This is a genomic window from Kitasatospora sp. Root107, assembly GCF_001424875.1.
GTDB lineage: Bacteria > Actinomycetota > Actinomycetes > Streptomycetales > Streptomycetaceae > Kitasatospora.
In genome coordinates this window covers 93,213-109,166 of sequence record NZ_LMCT01000023.1, presented here as the reverse complement: position 1 = coordinate 109,166, position 15,954 = coordinate 93,213, and the positions used below count along the sequence as shown (strand labels likewise).

Genomic DNA, 15,954 nt, shown 5'->3' with positions numbered 1-15,954 from the left:
CTGGCACCGCCCGTCAGATCCGGGCCGCCCGTTGCGCGACACACCGACCCCCAAGGAACCGTGCATGGACGTCACCCGCGAATCTTCGCCGCGACCCAACTCCTGGCCTCCCGCCCCGCCCGAGCTGCCCCAGCGTGGCGGCGGTGCCACCCAGCTCAGCAAGGCGGTCGCGGACGCGGTCGCCAAGCCGTTGATCAAGGCCCGGCCGGTGATCGTCCAGGACGAGCTCGACGGCGGTCCGGTCACCACGCCGATCAGCACGCCGGTCACCGAGCCGGTCGGCGCGTCGAGCAGCGAGTCCCGGGCGAGCCGCCGTCCGCCCCGGACCGATGCCACCCTCCGTGAGCAGCAGGCCCGTTCGCTGCCCGGCTGGCTCGCACTGCTGGTCCTGCTGTCCGCGCTGGCCGGCGTGGTCCTGGTACTCGCCCGGGCCGGGGTGATCCCGCACCTGGACGCACTGCCCGACCTCCGCAGCGGTGCAGCCGAGGCCAGTGGCGGGGCTGAGATCACCGCCGCCTCGATCGCCGCCGTCTCGGCGGCCGGACTGCTGGCGCTGGTGACGCTGGCCGGACTGCTGGTCAACGCCGGTGGCGAGACCCGGGTGCTCACCCGCTGGGGCCGCTACCGGGGAACCGTCCGCCGTACCGGCCTGCTCTGGGTCAACCCCCTGCTGCGCCGCCGTCGGGTGGACATCCGGCTGCGCCACTGGCGCAGCGAGCCGGTCCAGGTCGCCGACCGCACCGGTACCCCGATCGTGGTCCGACTGCTGATCGTCTGGCGGGTCCGGGACACGGCCAGGGCGACGCTCGCCATCGCCGAACACGAGGACTACCTGCGCGAGCAGGTGCACGCGGTGCTCACCCGTACCGCGAGTGCCCTGCCCTGCGACAGCAACTCCGTTCCCGGCCCCGCCCTGCGGGACGGCCAGTGGTTCGCCGACGAGCTGACCAGGTCGCTGGCCGCCGAGGCGGCTCCGGCCGGGATCGAGGTCTACTCGGTCCAGCCGCTCGCCCTCGACTACGCGCCGGAGGTGGCCGAGAGCATGCGCCGCCGCCGCCTCGCCGACCTGGACGCCGGTCTGCGGACCGTCCTGGTGGACGACGCGGTCGAGGCCGCCGCCCTCGCGGTCCGCCGCCTGGAGCGGGCCACTGCCCACGAGTTGGACGAGGCGGCCCGCAGCGCGCTGATGGAGCACCTGCTGGTCGCGTTCGTCGCCCCCGCCGGGGTGGCCGCCTCAGTACCCTCGCCGGCCGCCCGGGCCGCGAGGAAGGAAGGAAAGCCCGCGTGAAGATAGCCACCGACCCCTCCCTGATCGGTTTCTCCGACATCTCCCCGACCGCCGGACCGTGCACCTGCGCCCACTGCCTGGCCGCCGCCCGCCGACTGCTCGGGGACCGGAGTGCCGCCGGACCCGGCGGCACTGACGGCGGCCGAATACATCGGGCGGTCCGTGCCACCTGTGTCGCCACCACCGTGCTGGCCGGTGCGGGAGTGGTCGGGCTCGGGCTGGGGGTGACCACCGCGAACGCCATGCCGGCGCCCAGCAAGCAGGGTTGGGACGGTTCGAAGTACTGGTTCAAGAACGCCAACGGCGAGTGGCGCTACACCAGTTACCTCTCGGTCTACCAGTCCCGCACCGGGTCGGGCTCGGGCTCCTCCTCTGCCGGATCGTCCACCAACTCCGGTGGTATCCAGCAGGGTTGGGATGGCTCGAAGTACTGGTTCAAGAACAGCAGCGGCGAGTGGCGCTACACCAGCCATCTCTCGGTGTACCAGGCCCGCACCGGCCAGTCCGGCGGCGGCAGCACCACTCCGGCCCCCACGCCCGCCCCTCCGACGACGCCCTCGACGCCTGCCGACGGCAGCATCGAATCGGCGATCGCCTTCGCCTCGGCCCAACTCGGCAAGCCGTACATCTGGGGCGGCAACGGCCCGTCCGGCTTCGACTGCTCCGGCCTGGTGCAGCAGGCGTACCGCCGGGCCGGGATCAACCTGCCGCGGGTCGCGGACGACCAGTACGCGGCCGTCAGCCACATCGGGTCGGGCGAACTCCGCCGGGGTGACCTGATCTTCTGGTCCAACAGCAGCCGGGCCTCGGGCATCCACCATGTCGCCATCTACCTCGGCGACAACAAGTACCTGGAAGCCGCCCGCCCCGGCACCACCATCCGCGTCTCGACCCTGAGCAAGGGGTACTTCCCCACCCACTTCGGCCGCCCGTAGCGCGGTGCCCGTGCGCTCATCGGGGTGCGACGGGAGTCCGCGCGAGCTGCCAATCCGTCAGCTCGCGCGGCCCCCGCACCCCGATGCGCCGTCAGCCGACCCACCGTCAGCCTGCCACCCCGTCAGGCCGAGGCCGCGTCCAGCAGCGCCAGCTCCGTCGCCTCGAGCTCCAGCCGGCCCGCCGCCAGCAGGGGCGGCAGCTGCTCCACCGTCCGCGCGCTGGCGATCGGCGCGGCGACGGTCGGCTGCGCGGCCAGCCAGGCCAGTGCGACGGTGGCCGGCGCCACGCCGTGTGCGGCGGCGACCTGGTCGAGGGCGTCCAGCACCTTCGGCCCGCGCGGGTCCTCCAGGTAGCGCGCGGCGCCGAGCGCCCGGGCGCTCTGCACCGTGCCGCCGCCCGGCCGGTACTTGCCGGTCAGGAAGCCGGAGGCGAGTGCGTAGTACGGCACGGCGGACAGCCCGTGCGCCGCGACCACGTCGGCGAGCGGCCCCTCGTACGTGCTGCGGGAGACCAGGTTGTAGTGCGGCTGCACCGCGACGTACGCCGCCAGGCCCTCCCGGGCCGAGAACTCCAGCGCCTCGGTGAGCCGCTCCGCGCTGATGTTGGAGGCGGCCACCGCCCGGACCTTGCCCTCCCGCACCAGCTGGTCGAGGGCGGGGACGAACTCATCGACCGGCGTCCCGGTGTCGTCCCGGTGGGTGTAGAGCAGGTCGATGTGGTCGACCCCGAGCCGGCGCAGCGAGTCCTCGACCGCGGCCTTGACGGTCACGGCGGACAGCCCGCTGGCCTCCGGGTGGGCGCCGACCTTGGTCGCCAGCACGATGTCGGCGCGGTTGGCCCGGCTGCGCAGCCAGTCGCCGATGATGGTCTCGGACTCGCCGCCGGTGTTGCCCGGCACCCAGGACGAGTACACGTCGGCGGTGTCGACGAAGTTGCCGCCGCCGGCCGCGTACGCGTCGAGTACGGCGAAGGACTCCGCCCGGTCGGCGGTCCAGCCGAACACGTTGCCGCCGAGCGAGAGGGTGGACACGGCGAGATCCGAACCGCCGAGGGTCACCTTGTGGGGAGCGTCGCTGAGGTTGTCGGTCATGACCGGAGTCAACCGGATCACGCGGATCGCCATTCCGGTCCGGGGCCACTCTTCACGAGGCTGTCGCATGCCCGTTGCAGTCACCGGTCGCCGGCCGGCGGCCGGTCACTCCTACGAGGGGTCCGGGGTGTTCCCCGACCGGCAGGGTTGGCTAGAGTCCTGCCATGGCTGACAACGACTACGACCCCGCCGGCAACACCCAGATGTTCCGGGCGTTCGTCGAAGAGACCCCGGCCGCCCAGGCGCCCGGTTCGGTCACCACCTACGGCAGCGCCAGTGGCAACAGCAACCGCACCGGCCTGTTCGCCGGCATTGCGGTCGTCGCTCTGCTGGTGCTCGGCGCCGTGATCTGGCTGGCCGTCAAGTAACCACTCCGCCACGTAGGCACTCGGCGGCGCCCGGGCACCTGGCTCCGGCCGGGTGCCCGGCGCTGCGCGCGGACGCGACGGGCCCGACCGGACAGAACCTAGACTGGCCGGGCCCGAGCGACCCGTACACCAGTGCCACCGGAGGCCCCCGTGACCCAGCAGTCCACCGAGATCGCCCGCAGCCTCGGGCTGTCGGGAGCGGCCAACGCCCGCGACCTCGGCGGCTACCGGACCACGGACGGCGCGGTGCTGCGGCACGGTGTCGCCCTGCGGGCGGACGCGCTGAACCGGCTCACCGCCGAGGACGGCGCCCTACTGGTCGCGGCCGGCGTCCGCCGGGTGGTCGACCTGCGCAGCACGGACGAGGTCCGGGAGGCGGGCCCCGACCTGATCCCCGGTCTGCCCACGGCCGACCTGGTCGAGCTCACGCGTTCCACCGAGCCGTTCACCGTCGAGCCGGTCGGCATGGAGGGTCCGACCCTGCACCACCTGCCGGTGTTCGCCGCCGACTTCGACATCTACGTGGCGCTGCGCGACGCGCTGGCCGACCGGGACGCGGACAAGCAGTTCGCGCTGCTCGGCAACGGCAAGGCGGCCGGGATGATGACCGGCCTCTACCGCTGGTTCGTCACCGACCCGGTGGCCCGGGACCGGTTCGCCACCGTGCTGCGGCTGCTGGCCGCGCCGGACGGCCCGCCGGTGCTGTTCCACTGCTCGGCGGGCAAGGACCGGACCGGCTGGGTGGCCGCGCTCACGCTGACCGCGCTCGGCGTCGACCGGGACACCGTGTTCGAGGACTACCTGCTCACCAACACCCGCTCGGCCGCGCTGATCGCGCACATCATGGAGAGCTTCGGCACCCAGGGCCTGATGAAGGACCCGACCCTGCTGCTGCCGGTCTTCCGGGCCGAGCGGGAGTACCTGGAGGCGGCCTTCGAGGAGGTCGCGACCGGCTGGACCTCGTTCGGGCACTTCTGGCAGGACGGTCTCGGTCTCGACGACACCGTCCTGGCCGGCCTGCGCGCCAACCTCCTGCTCTGAGGCCTACTCGCTGATCAGCCCGGCCCGCAGCTGGGTCAGCGTCTTGGTCAGCAGCCGGGAGACGTGCATCTGCGAGATGCCGATCTCCTCGCCGATCTGGGACTGCGTCAGATTCCCGAAGAAGCGCAGCATGATGATCCTCCGCTCCCGCGGCGGCAGCTTGGCCAGCAGCGGCTTGAGCGACTCGCGGTACTCGACGCCCTCCAGCGCCAGGTCCTCGTAGCCGAGCCGGTCGGCCAGCGGGCCGTCGCCGTCCTCCTCGCCGGGAGTGGAGTCCAGCGAGCTGGCGGTGTACGCGTTGCCGACCGCGAGCCCCTCCACCACGTCCTCGTCGCTGACGCCGAGGAAGACCGCCAGCTCGGCGACGGTGGGGGAGCGGTCGAGCTTCTGGGACAGCTCGTCGCCGGCCTTGGTCAGCGCCAGCCGCAGCTCCTGCAGCCGCCGGGGGACCCGGACCGACCAGCTGGTGTCCCGGAAGAAGCGCTTGATCTCGCCGACCACGGTGGGCATCGCGAAGGTCGGGAACTCCACGCCGCGCTCCGGGTCGAACCGGTCGATCGCCTTGATCAGGCCGATCGTGCCGACCTGGACGATGTCCTCCATCGGCTCGTTCCGGCTGCGGAAGCGGGCGGAGGCGTACCGGACCAGTGGCAGGTTGAGCTCGATCAGGGTGTCGCGGACGTACGTGTGCTCGACGGTGCCCGGCTCCAGCACGGCCAGTCGCTGGAACAGCGAACGCGACAGCGTCCGGGTGTCCAGCGTGCGGTCCACGGTGAGGACGGGCGAAGCCGTCTGCTGTGCCGGGATCTGCTGGGCCGGACGCTGCTGCTCCGTCACCTGCTCGACCACCGACACGAGAGCCGCCGTCATACCGTGGCCCTCCGCACTGCCCAGCTCTCCGGACATGCTCCCCACCCCCTTGTGACTGACTGTTCAACGGGTATCACCCAGTGACAGTTCCCGGAGCCGAACGACCCCTCCAGCTCAATACCGGACCACGCGCCCCGGCAAACCCGAACGTCGCAAGATGTCACTCAGCGGTAACGCGCAGCGAGGACCCTACTCCTCCCAGGAGTTCCCGGTCCGCAGTCTGGTCAGGATTCTGGAGAGTAGCCGGGACACGTGCATCTGCGACATGCCCAGCTCGGTGCTGATCTGGGACTGTGTCAGGTTCGCGAAGAACCTCAGCATGATGATCCGCCGCTCCCGCTCCGGCAGTTGCACCAGCAGGTGCCTGACCATGTCCCGGTGCTCCACGTCGGCGAGCGCCGAGTCCTCGTAGCCGAGCCGGTCCAGCAGGGCGAGTCCGCCCTCGTGCTCCTGGGCGGCCTCCAGCGAGGCCGCGTTGTACGCCCGGCCGGCCGCCAGGCAGGCCCGGACATCCTCCTCCGGGATGCGCAGGTTGGCCGCGATCTCCGGCACCTTGGGCGAGCGGCCGTGAGTGATCGTCAGCTCCTCCATGGCACCGCTGACCTGGACCCAGAGCTCCTGGAGCCGGCGTGGGACGTGCATGGTGCGGACGTTGTCCCGGAAGTACCGCTTGATCTCGCCGAGGATGGTCGGCAGCGCGTAGGTGGGGAACTGCACGCCCCGGGTCGGGTCGAACCGGTCGATCGCGTTGATCAGGCCGATCGTGCCGACCTGGACGATGTCCTCCATCGGCTCGTTCCGGCTGCGGAACCGGGTCGCGGCGTAGCGCACCAGCGGGATGTTCGCCTCGATCAGCGCCGCCCGTACCCGCTCGCGCTCCGGTGCGCCCGGCGGCAGCTCGGACAGCCGCTCGAACAGCACCCTGGTCAGCGTCCGGACGTCCACCGAACTCCGGGCGCCCGGCGGACGCTCCCTCAACTCCACCAGCGGGTCGACCTGCTGAGCCTCGTCGGGCTCCTTCGGTACGGCCTCCTCGCCGGTCTCCGGCGCGCTGCTGCCCTGTGTCTGCACGGACACGTCACCCCTCCCAAGTCCCTGCGAATCCGACCCACCGGCTGTGGTCCGCGCTCGCTCATCACCTCGCCAGGTTCCGGCAAAACCGGTCATAGCATCACAAGTCGTGCACATCGCGGGCAAGCACCGGCGGTAGGCGTGTTGGCCGATTGTCGGGAGAGCTGCCGGGCACGGAAAGGCCCCCCGGCGTCCTGCATGCCAGGGGGCCCAACGGTGCTCCGGGTACGATCGTTCAGTTTTGGACGATCAGACCTCGATGTCGGCGATCACCCAGGTGGCGAATTCACGCCACTTTCCGGCGGCAGCCTGATGGGCCGGGTGGCCGATGTAGGCGGCCAGCGCCTCGCGGTCCTCCACCTTGCTGTTGATCGCGTAGTCGTACGCGATGTCCCGCTCGGTGGTGTTCCAGCCGCACTCCCACTCGCGCAGCTCGGGGATCAGACCGCCGAGCTCGTCGAACGCCTTGGCGCCCGCGAGCGCCCTCGGGTCGTCCTTCGCTACGCCGTCGTTGAGCTTGAACAGGACCAGGTGCCGGATCACGCTGCCGCTCCTAGCGGGGGTGAGGGTGTACTGCTCGAACCCGCCCACGGTAGCCCGGGACGACCCCGGTCAGCTCACCAGTCCGGTCATGAACGTCCCGACCGCCTTGGCCGCGTCCGAGATCCCGACGAACCCCGACTGGACCAACTCGGCCGCCCTGGTCGGAGAACTGATGATCGTGTAGATCACGAAGATCAGCAGCATCCACATGCCGATCCTCTTCGCCTGTGCCACCCGAACCGCCCGCCTCCCGATCGCCGCACCACGTGCCCCCGCAGCTTATCCACCAGACGGCCCATCAGGTGAGGGCCCCGTTCACTCCCCGGGACGAAGGTCCCCGCAAGAGGGGCCCTTCTCCGGATGCCCGCCCGCACCCCGTCCAGCAGGATGGAACACGTACCGAGGGATCTGGCAGGAATCACCGGTACGTGGACCGGAGCTCCCCGCTGTGGGACCGGGCGTCGTGGCTTCCCCCCGACACGACCCCGGTTGTGGGACTCCGCCGGGGCAACCGTCCGTCCCCCCGGGACGGTTGCCCCCTCCAACCAGAAGCAGGCTCCGCACTCCCCGGGCATTGGTGGTCAACGCCCCGAGCGCGGGGCCTTCTTCGTCTCCCCCGCCAAGGGGTGTCTCCGGGAAACGCGAAGGGCCCCGATCCAGTGGATCGGGGCCCTTCGTCGAGCTGGCGGTAGCGGTGGGATTCGAACCCACGGTGAAGTTGCCCCCACACACGCTTTCGAGGCGTGCTCCTTTGGCCGCTCGGACACGCTACCGAGACGAGACTCTACCGGACGGGGTGGGCGGGGACGAAATCAGTTCAGCGGTGGGAGTCGAAGAAGGCGCGGAGCTGGTCGGCGCAGGGCTCGGCGAGGACGCCGTGGACGACCTCGGGGCGGTGGTTGAGGCGCGGGTCGCGGAGGACGTCGAGCAGGGAGCCCGCCGCGCCGGCCTTGTCGTCGTAGGCGCCGTAGACGACGCGGTCGACCCGGGCGAGCACGATGGCGCCCGCGCACATGGTGCAGGGTTCGAGGGTGACGATCAGGGTGCAGCCGGCCAGCCGCCACTCGCCGAGGGCGGTGGCGGCCTGCCGGATGGCGACCACCTCGGCGTGTGCGGTGGGGTCGCCGACGGCCTCGCGCTCGTTGTGGCCGCGGCCGATGACCGTCCCGTCCGGGCCCAGGACGAGCGCCCCGACCGGTACGTCACCGGTGGCGGTGGCGAGTGCGGCCTCGTCGATGGCGAGGCGCATCGCGTCCGTCCAGCGGTCGCGTACCGGGTCGGGGCGTACGGGGGCCGGGAGCGGGGCGATCTGCATGGGACCAGTGTCGGGCACCGCAGGACCGGCTACCGCACCGCCTCCAGCACCTCGCCGCAGCCGATCGCGTCGGCGATCTCGGACAGGGCGTCGCCGGGCATCGCCCCTTCGCCGCTGAGGTCGACCAGTCCCTCGGCGGTCAGGCCGAACTCGATCAGCAGCTCCGGGTCGCCGAGCGGCCCGACCGGCACGCCGCCCGGACCGGTGGCCCCGGCGGACTCGTCCTCGTCGTCGTCCTCGGAGCTCTGGCCCGCTTCCTCGTCGTCGAGGTCGGTGACCAGGCTGTCCAGGTCGTCGAAGTCGGCGTCGCCGACCCGGTCGATCAGTTCGTCGGTGAGGATGGAGCCGTAGGAGCTGCGCGCGGCGGCGGCTCCGTCGGAGACGAAGATCCGCGGATCCTCCTCGCCGTCCACCCGGAGGACGGCGAACCAGGCGTCCTCCTGCTCGATGAAGACCAGGACGCTCTCGTCGTCCTGGGCCGCCGCCCGGGCCAGGTCGGCCAGGTCGGCAATGGTCTCGACGTTGTCCAGCTCTGTCTCGCTCACATCCCACGCGCCGTCGGTGCGAGCAAGCACTGCAGCGAAGTACGCCACCAGGGACTCTCCCAAGATTGGTCTCGGCTGTAGGCGATCTCGGGCGAACGCGGTCTGGCCGCCCCCGCGCCAGAGGCGGCCCGCTGTTCGGACCGTCCCTCCGGCATCGTGACAGAAACCCGGGCCCTGCGGGGAGTGTTCGGCAGCGCGTCTTCGCAGGTCGTGTCGGAAGAGGATGCTGGACGGCCGACGCGCCGTCAGATTCGGAAGGTTCGCATCCGGAGCGCCTCACGCATCCGGCGCTCCTTGGTGCGCCGGGGCTGCACCCTGGCCCGCAACTCCCGGGCCTCGGCCAGCTCACGGAGGAAGCGGGCGCGCCGTCGGCGGCGTTCCGCTTCGGTCTCGGGTGGGGCCTCGGGCTGCTCTGTCGAGCCGGGCCCGGCGTGCGGGGTGCTCTTCATACCGTCCGACTTTCCCAGAACTGTCCGGTAAATACCACAGGAGATGCGGAGGTATCGGGATTGCCGCCGCGCGCCGGGGAGGAGGGGTGGTGAAGGCGTGCAGGGCGTCACAGAGCGCCGGGGGAGGGCCTGGCGGGTCGTACATGTGTGCCGCTGCCCGTTATGGTCGGAGCATGCGTCTCCATGTCGTCGACCACCCGCTGGTGGCCCACAAGCTCTCCACCCTGCGCGACGAGCGCACCGACTCACCGACCTTCCGTCGGCTGACCGACGAGCTGGTCACCCTCCTCGCGTACGAGGCCACCCGGGACGTCCGGACCGACCGGGTGGAGATCACCACCCCGGTCGCGGTCACCACCGGCACCCGACTGAGCTACCCGCGTCCGCTGGTGGTGCCGATCCTGCGCGCCGGGCTCGGCATGCTGGACGGCATGACCCGGCTGCTGCCGACCGCCGAGGTCGGCTTCCTGGGCATGGTGCGCAACGAGGAGACCCTGGAGGCGTCCACCTACGCCACCCGGATGCCGGAGGACCTCTCGGGCCGTCAGGTGTACGTGCTGGACCCGATGCTGGCCACCGGCGGCACGCTGGTCGCGGCGATCCGGATGCTGATCGAGCGGGGCGCCACCGACGTCATGGCTGTGGTGCTGCTGGCCGCGCCGGAGGGCGTCGCGGTGATGGAGCGTGAACTGGCCGGGCTGCCGGTCACCGTGGTCACCGCCGCCGTGGACGAGCGGCTGAACGAGAACGGCTACATCGTGCCGGGCCTCGGCGACGCGGGCGACCGGCTGTACGGCACGGCCGGCTGAGCGAGCGGATGGCAAGAAGGGCCCCACCTCCGCGGAGGTGGGGCCCTTCTGCGTACGGCGGGCGGGTCAGCAGCTGCCCGGCAGCGGGGAGGCCACCGGCGACGGCTTGGTGGCGACGGCCAGTGCCTCGGCGGCCTGGGCCGGTTCGAGCAGTGTGGTGAAGGCGTCGCCGACCACCACGTCGACCGAGGGGTCGACCCGGGTGTCGGCGGTCTTGGTGGCGCCGGTGACCTGGGCGGCGAGCAGGGTGGCGCCGCCGAGGCCGGCCGGGCCGCTGATCACCTGGACGGTGGTGGTGGGCAGCTTCTCGACGTTGGCGGGCGCGTTGCCGACCTTGCCGATGGTGAAGCCGCGTTTCTTGAACTCCTCGGCGGTCCGCGCGGCCAGGCCGGACTTGGCCGTGGCGTTGTAGATGTTCACCGTGACGGCGGCCGGCTGCGGTACGGCGGTGCTGCTCGGCGGTGCCGACGGCGCACCGGGTGCGGCGTCCGGCGCGGCCAGCGGTTTGCCGGAGACGGTCGGGGCGGGGGAGGCGCAGGCCTGGGCGGTACCCCGGTGCTTGCCGGAGAAGATGTCCACCAGCTGCACTCCGCCGAGGCCGATCAGGGCGAGGGCGAGCAGCGAGCCGATCAGGGCGAGGACCTTGCGGCTCCTGCGGGGCGGGCGTCCAAGGCGGGGGTAGGAGTTACCGGTGATCCGGTACTGCTTCCCCTTCAGTCCCTGGGGAGTCAACATGCTCACGGGTCGGTCTCCCCCTCGTGCCAGGGCAAGGCTCGGTGACGGGTGCGGCCGGGAGGGCGGAACGCCGGATACTTTTCGGCCGTACTCAGCAGATTAGTGCCACTCCGGGTGCGAAGGTACTAAATGATCATCATCTGGAGTACCTGCGCACTCGAAAGGATGTACCGGCACCCGAACGGCTGCGCGGAAGGGTGATGACAGGTCAGGAGGTGGGTGGGGCCGGTGGGTAGTCCATCTCCAGCACCCGGGCGTGCAGCACCTGGCGCTGTTGGAGCGCGGCACGCACCGCGCGGTGCAGGCCGTCCTCCAGGTAGAGATCGCCGTGCCACTTCACCACGTGGGCGAAAAGGTCCCCGTAGAAGGTGGAGTCCTCGGCCAGCAGGGTCTCCAGATCCAACTGCCCCTTGGTGGTCACCAGCTGGTCCAGCCGCACCGGGCGCGGCGCTACGTCCGCCCACTGGCGGGTGCTGGTCCGGCCGTGATCCGGGTACGGCCGTCCGTTGCCGATGCGCTTGAAGATCACACGGAAAGCCTACCGTCACGCCGCCCCGAGGCACAGCAAGCGCGGCGCGGCCTGCGTTCGGAGATTCATAGGGATTACATAGGAAGTGTCCCCATTTGAGGGGTACCAGTTCTGACGATCCCTCCGACCCGAGCGGGAGTCCGCCCAGATGACCACCCAGGAAATGCCCACCGCCGTCCGGGACATCGCGGCCGGGTACGCCTTCACCGGACCCGCGCTGGAGCTCGGCGCGGTACTGCTGGACGGCGCCGCGTACCCCGGGGCGCAGGTCCGGATTCCGCTCGGTGTGCTCAACCGGCACGGGCTGGTGGCCGGGGCGACCGGCACCGGGAAGACCAAGACCCTGCAGCTGATGGCCGAACAGCTCTCGGCCCAGGGTGTGCCGGTCTTCCTGGCCGACATCAAGGGCGACGTCTCCGGCATCTCCGCCCCGGGCACCGCCAACGACAGGGTGCGGGCCCGGGCCGGGGAGGTCGGGCAGCAGTGGCAGGGCCAGGGCTTCCCGACCGAGTTCTACGCGCTCGGCGGTCTCGGCAACGGCATCCCGCTGCGGGCCACCGTGACCAGTTTCGGCCCGCTGCTGCTGGCCAAGGTGCTGGAGCTGAACGAGACTCAGGAGGCCTCGCTCGGCCTGATCTTCCACTTCGCCGACAAGAACGGCCTGGAGCTGTACGACCTCAAGGACCTCTCGGCGGTGATCTCCTTCCTCACCTCGCCGGAGGGAAAGGAGCAGCTCAAGGGCGTCGGCGGGCTGTCGTCGGCGACCGCGGGGGTGATCCTGCGTTCGTTGACGGTGCTGGAGAACGAGGGGGCCGGTGCGTTCTTCGGCGAACCGGAGTTCGACACGGCGGAACTGCTGCGGACCGCGCCGGACGGCCGTGGGGTGGTGTCGGTGCTGGAGCTCCCTGCGGTGCAGGACCGGCCCCGGCTGTTCTCCACCTTCCTGATGTGGCTGCTGGCCGACCTCTACCAGGAGCTGCCCGAGGTCGGGGACCTGGACCGGCCGAAGCTGGTGTTCTTCTTCGACGAGGCGCACCTGCTCTTCAAGGGCGCCTCGGAGGGCTTCCTGGAGGCGATCACCCAGACCGTCCGGCTGATCCGCAGCAAGGCGGTCGGGATCTTCTTCGTCACCCAGACCCCGAAGGACGTCCCGGCGGACGTGCTGGCGCAGCTCGGCAACCGGGTGCAGCACGCGCTGCGGGCCTTCACCCCGGACGACGCCAAGGCGCTGAAGGCGACCGTCTCCACCTTCCCGAAGTCCACGTACGACCTGACCGAGGTGCTCACCCAGCTGGGGACGGGGGAGGCGGTGGTGACGGTGCTGTCGGAGAAGGGGGCGCCGACGCCGGTCGCCGCGACCCGGCTGCGGGCGCCGCAGTCGCTGATGGGGCCGGTGGAGGAGGCGGTGCTGCGGGCGGCGGTGGACGGGTCGGTGCTGACGGCGCGTTACCGGGACGCGGTCGACCGGGAGTCGGCGTACGAGAAGCTGACCGCCCGGCCTGAGCCTGCGGTCGCGGAGCCGGAGCCGGTCCCTGCGCCGAAACCCGCTGAGGAGGGCGGTGGGCTGCTTGGTTCGCTGCTGAGCAACCCGATGCTGAAGTCCTTCGCCCGCTCGGCCGGGACTCAGTTGGGGCGGGAGATCTCGCGGAATCTGTTCGGGACGTCGAGGCGGCGGCGCTGAACGGCGAAAGTGCCTGACCGGATACGTGGCTGCAACGCTTCCGAGGTCGGCGTCGCAGTTCCCCGAGCCCCTGAACCGTAGGCGGCTGGGGCGTCAGCTGAGGGCTCGGCCGATGCGGTCCATGGAGGAGAGGCGCATCAGGCCGTAGTTGTAGAACTCGACCTCGGGGACGCCCAGGTCGCGCAGGACGGCGATCTTGGCGGCGAGGTTCTCCGGGCTGTCGCAGTCGGAGGCCATGGGGCGCAGGATGACCGCCATCTCCTCGGGGCGTACGCCGTGCAGAGCAAACGCGGCGACCTTCTCCCGGACGGCCTCGGGGGTGGTGGCGTAGCCGAGGGTCTCGATCTGGTGGGCGGCCTTGGTGAGGGCGGGCAGGTCGATGCCGGAGAGCCAGCCGGTGCCGGGGCCGCCGCCGTCCATGAAGGTGAGCCGCATGCCGCCGGCGCTCGCGGCCTCGGCGACCTCCGCCGCCAGTGAGGTGACGGTGCGGGCTGAGGCGTCGATGTAGGCGGCCACCGCGCCGTCGGCCAGTTCGTCCAGGGCGAGGGGCTCGGCCGCCCGGCGTTCGTCGGCCAGCCGGGCGCGCAGCTCGGCTCGGACCACGGTGCGGACCCGCTCGGCGTCGGGGCCCGCGTTGGCCAGGCAGTGGGGACAGAAGCAGACCCCGAGCAGGGCCTCGGCGACCGGGCCGAGCTCCTCGAAGTAGCGCTCGTGGTGGTAGCCGTGCCGGAGGCCGTGGAAGTGCAGCGACTCGGCCCGGATCGCGTCCACCCCGTACCGGGCGAACTCGCCGACCAGGGTGGTCGCGTACTCGCGGACCTCGGGGTTGGCCGGGCAGAGCTCGGTCAGGTGGCGGTCGCCGAAGGCGTTCTCGGGGGAGACGTCGGGGTGCCGGAAGCCGAGCCGGTCGTTGTGGCAGAAGACCGTCCAGGCGTGCAGCTTGAGCCCGCGCCGCTGGGCCTCCTCGGCCGCCTCGGCGAACGGGTCGCCGTCGCCGATCGCGGTGGACGGCAGCGGGGTCAGCCGTCGGCCGGCCCAGCGGGCCGGGTCGGGGCGGAAGTAGGCGGCGCCGGGCTCCAGGTAGCGGATCACCCGGCGGGGGTTGTGCGGGAAGACGTCACGCGCCTCGTGGTAGACGGACGCGAGGGTGACGCCGCCGACGCCGGCCCGGTCGGTCAGGTTGCCGAAGAAGGTGTCGGAGCCCTCGTCGATCAGGTCGGTGGCGAAGGCGAGGACGGACGACTCCACGGGGCGGCTCCGGGGCAGGTGGTGCGGGGGAGCCCACGCTAACCGGGGATGCCCGTATTGGTCTATACCTGACTGCGTGAGCGGCTCGGACTGCTCGGACTGCCCGGACGGCTCACAGGCCGAGGTCGTCCAGCTCCTTGAGCAGCTGCGCTCGCTCGCTCGGCGGAGCCTCGGCCTGACCGGGCACGGAGGTGGGGGCGGGGGCGGGTGCCGGGTCGGAGCCCTTCCGGGCGCGGAAGATCCAGGCGCCCGCCAGCCCGCCGACCAGCCCGCCGAGGTGGCCCTGCCAGCTCACGCCGGGTGTGCCGGGCACCGCCGTGGTGAGGATGTAGGCGAAGGACGCGCCCATCACCACGCCGATCAGACTGTCGATCAGATTCCGGTCGATCAAGCCGCGCAGCACCACGTAGCCGAAGTACCCGTAGATCACGCCGCTGGCCCCGACCGTCACCGACCGGTCGTCCGAGAACAGCCAGACCGCCGCCCCGCTGGTCAGCACCAGCAGTGCGGTCAGGCCGAGGAAGCGCTTGATGCCCCGGTACGCCGCCAGGAAGCCGAACACGAACAGTGGCCCCGAATTGCCTTCCAGGTGCTGCCAGTTGACATGAAGGAACGGCGCGGTCAACAGGTCGGCGAGCTGGTCGGGACGGCGGGCCAGGATGCCGCCCTCGACGGTGAGCCGGTAGTCGGTCAGCCAGTTGGCCAGCTGTACCGCCCAGACCAGACAGAGCAGGCCGAACATCACGAAGAAGGCGCGCCGGGCGTCGGCCACCATCCGGGCGGGGTCGGGGATGCTGCTGGGCGTGTTGTCGGCTGGCATGACCGTGACTCTACGGGGCGCTCCTAGACTGCGGGAGACTCTGCCAACCATGAGTGAGGATGCCTCCGCGATGAGCCAGCGCGCGCCGCTCCCGTACGAATTCCTGCCGCCCGTACCCTCGTTCGAGCTCACCAGCGCCGACCTGACCGACGGCGGGCGGACACCGGACGCCCACGTGCACAGCGGCGGCAACGAGTCCCCGCAGCTGTCCTGGTCCGGATTCCCGGCCGGGACCAGGGGCTTCGCGGTCACCTGCTTCGACCCCGACGCGCCCACCGCCAGCGGCTGGTGGCACTGGCTCGCGGTCAACCTCCCCGCCGACACCACCGAACTGCCGCGCGGCGCGGGCGCGTCCGACGCGAGTCTGCCGGGCGCGGCCTTCCACGTCCGCAACGACACCTCCGGCCACCGCTACGACGGCGCCGCCCCGCCGCCCGGGCCGGCCCACCGGTACGTCTTCGCGGTGCACGCGCTCGACGTCCCGGCGCTGGACCTCGGCCCGGACACCCCGGCCGCCGTGGTCGGGTTCAACCTGACCTTCCACACGCTCGGCCGGGCGCTGCTCACGGTGGAGCACGCCAGGCCCTGACCCGCGTTCTGCGGCGGACCTGATGGA

The 15,954-nt window shown here is 71.5% G+C and carries 19 protein-coding genes and 1 tRNA gene; 7 read left to right on the top strand and 13 right to left on the bottom strand.

Features of this window, described 5'->3' with window-relative positions:
* Positions 1–64 precede the first annotated feature (64 nt).
* Both ASC99_RS20605 and ASC99_RS20600 read left to right on the top strand, forming a co-directional pair.
* Positions 65–1,288 carry an SPFH domain-containing protein gene (locus ASC99_RS20605; protein ID WP_057234202.1) on the top strand — a complete coding sequence of 408 codons (1,224 nt, stop codon included), beginning with the start codon at positions 65–67 and terminating at the stop codon, positions 1,286–1,288.
* Entirely contained in the window at positions 1,285–2,223 is a 939-nt protein-coding gene (locus ASC99_RS20600) for a C40 family peptidase (protein ID WP_057234200.1), read from the top strand. Before ASC99_RS20605 ends, ASC99_RS20600 begins: the two co-directional genes overlap by 4 nt.
* 122 nt (positions 2,224–2,345) lie before the next feature.
* Here ASC99_RS20600 and ASC99_RS20595 read toward each other — a convergent pair whose 3' ends face one another.
* A complete protein-coding gene (locus tag ASC99_RS20595) occupies positions 2,346–3,314 on the bottom strand; it encodes an aldo/keto reductase (protein WP_057234477.1) in 969 nt (322 codons plus the stop codon).
* A 164-nt stretch (positions 3,315–3,478) separates the two neighbouring features.
* Here ASC99_RS20595 and ASC99_RS20590 point away from each other — a divergent pair, with 164 nt between their 5' ends.
* Both ASC99_RS20590 and ASC99_RS20585 read left to right on the top strand, forming a co-directional pair.
* Positions 3,479–3,682: a hypothetical protein gene (locus ASC99_RS20590; RefSeq protein ID WP_057234198.1), complete on the top strand. Its 204-nt coding sequence runs from the start codon at positions 3,479–3,481 to the stop codon at positions 3,680–3,682.
* A gap of 150 nt (positions 3,683–3,832) precedes the next feature.
* Positions 3,833–4,723, top strand: a complete 891-nt coding sequence (locus tag ASC99_RS20585) for a tyrosine-protein phosphatase (protein ID WP_057234196.1) — start codon at positions 3,833–3,835, stop codon at positions 4,721–4,723.
* Positions 4,724–4,726: 3 nt separating this feature from the next.
* On the opposite strand, the gene ASC99_RS20580 is transcribed toward ASC99_RS20585, so the two are convergent.
* The 8 genes from ASC99_RS20580 to ASC99_RS20550 form a co-directional block, all read right to left on the bottom strand.
* Entirely contained in the window at positions 4,727–5,629 is a 903-nt protein-coding gene (locus ASC99_RS20580) for an RNA polymerase sigma factor SigF (protein WP_057234194.1), read from the bottom strand.
* A 153-nt stretch (positions 5,630–5,782) separates the two neighbouring features.
* Positions 5,783–6,781, bottom strand: a complete 999-nt coding sequence (locus ASC99_RS20575; RefSeq protein WP_369824343.1) for an RNA polymerase sigma factor SigF — start codon at positions 6,779–6,781, stop codon at positions 5,783–5,785.
* A 132-nt stretch (positions 6,782–6,913) separates the two neighbouring features.
* Positions 6,914–7,207: a Dabb family protein gene (locus ASC99_RS20570; RefSeq protein WP_057234190.1), complete on the bottom strand. Its 294-nt coding sequence runs from the start codon at positions 7,205–7,207 to the stop codon at positions 6,914–6,916.
* A 69-nt stretch (positions 7,208–7,276) separates the two neighbouring features.
* Complete coding sequence (locus ASC99_RS39460) at positions 7,277–7,417, bottom strand: hypothetical protein (RefSeq protein WP_162257901.1); 141 nt, start codon at positions 7,415–7,417, stop codon at positions 7,277–7,279.
* Positions 7,418–7,890: 473 nt separating this feature from the next.
* A tRNA-Ser gene (locus ASC99_RS20565) sits at positions 7,891–7,980 on the bottom strand.
* A gap of 44 nt (positions 7,981–8,024) precedes the next feature.
* Positions 8,025–8,522, bottom strand: coding sequence for a tRNA adenosine(34) deaminase TadA (gene tadA, locus ASC99_RS20560; protein ID WP_057234188.1), 498 nt, complete (start codon positions 8,520–8,522; stop codon positions 8,025–8,027).
* 29 nt (positions 8,523–8,551) lie between these two features.
* On the bottom strand, positions 8,552–9,115 hold the full coding sequence (locus ASC99_RS20555; protein ID WP_057234186.1) for a hypothetical protein: 564 nt from the start codon (positions 9,113–9,115) through the stop codon (positions 8,552–8,554).
* Between the two features lie 197 nt (positions 9,116–9,312).
* The gene (locus ASC99_RS20550) at positions 9,313–9,516 is read right to left on the bottom strand and encodes a hypothetical protein (RefSeq protein ID WP_057234184.1); all 204 of its coding nucleotides are present in this window, start codon (positions 9,514–9,516) and stop codon (positions 9,313–9,315) included.
* 173 nt (positions 9,517–9,689) lie between these two features.
* Here ASC99_RS20550 and upp point away from each other — a divergent pair, with 173 nt between their 5' ends.
* Complete coding sequence (gene upp, locus ASC99_RS20545; protein ID WP_057234182.1) at positions 9,690–10,325, top strand: uracil phosphoribosyltransferase; 636 nt, start codon at positions 9,690–9,692, stop codon at positions 10,323–10,325.
* A gap of 66 nt (positions 10,326–10,391) precedes the next feature.
* Here upp and ASC99_RS20540 read toward each other — a convergent pair whose 3' ends face one another.
* A complete protein-coding gene (locus ASC99_RS20540) occupies positions 10,392–11,060 on the bottom strand; it encodes a LytR C-terminal domain-containing protein (protein ID WP_057241178.1) in 669 nt (222 codons plus the stop codon).
* 208 nt (positions 11,061–11,268) lie between these two features.
* Positions 11,269–11,589: a type II toxin-antitoxin system VapB family antitoxin gene (locus ASC99_RS20535; protein ID WP_057234178.1), complete on the bottom strand. Its 321-nt coding sequence runs from the start codon at positions 11,587–11,589 to the stop codon at positions 11,269–11,271.
* A gap of 148 nt (positions 11,590–11,737) precedes the next feature.
* On the opposite strand from ASC99_RS20535, the gene ASC99_RS20530 reads away from it, so the two are divergent.
* Positions 11,738–13,270: a helicase HerA-like domain-containing protein gene (locus ASC99_RS20530; RefSeq protein ID WP_057234176.1), complete on the top strand. Its 1,533-nt coding sequence runs from the start codon at positions 11,738–11,740 to the stop codon at positions 13,268–13,270.
* Positions 13,271–13,363: 93 nt separating this feature from the next.
* Here ASC99_RS20530 and ASC99_RS20525 read toward each other — a convergent pair whose 3' ends face one another.
* On the bottom strand, positions 13,364–14,518 hold the full coding sequence (locus tag ASC99_RS20525; RefSeq protein ID WP_057234174.1) for a hypothetical protein: 1,155 nt from the start codon (positions 14,516–14,518) through the stop codon (positions 13,364–13,366).
* A gap of 112 nt (positions 14,519–14,630) precedes the next feature.
* Positions 14,631–15,338 carry a rhomboid family intramembrane serine protease gene (locus tag ASC99_RS20520; protein ID WP_057234172.1) on the bottom strand — a complete coding sequence of 236 codons (708 nt, stop codon included), beginning with the start codon at positions 15,336–15,338 and terminating at the stop codon, positions 14,631–14,633.
* Between the two features lie 49 nt (positions 15,339–15,387).
* On the opposite strand from ASC99_RS20520, the gene ASC99_RS20515 reads away from it, so the two are divergent.
* Entirely contained in the window at positions 15,388–15,927 is a 540-nt protein-coding gene (locus tag ASC99_RS20515) for a YbhB/YbcL family Raf kinase inhibitor-like protein (protein WP_057234170.1), read from the top strand.
* Positions 15,928–15,954 lie beyond the last annotated feature (27 nt).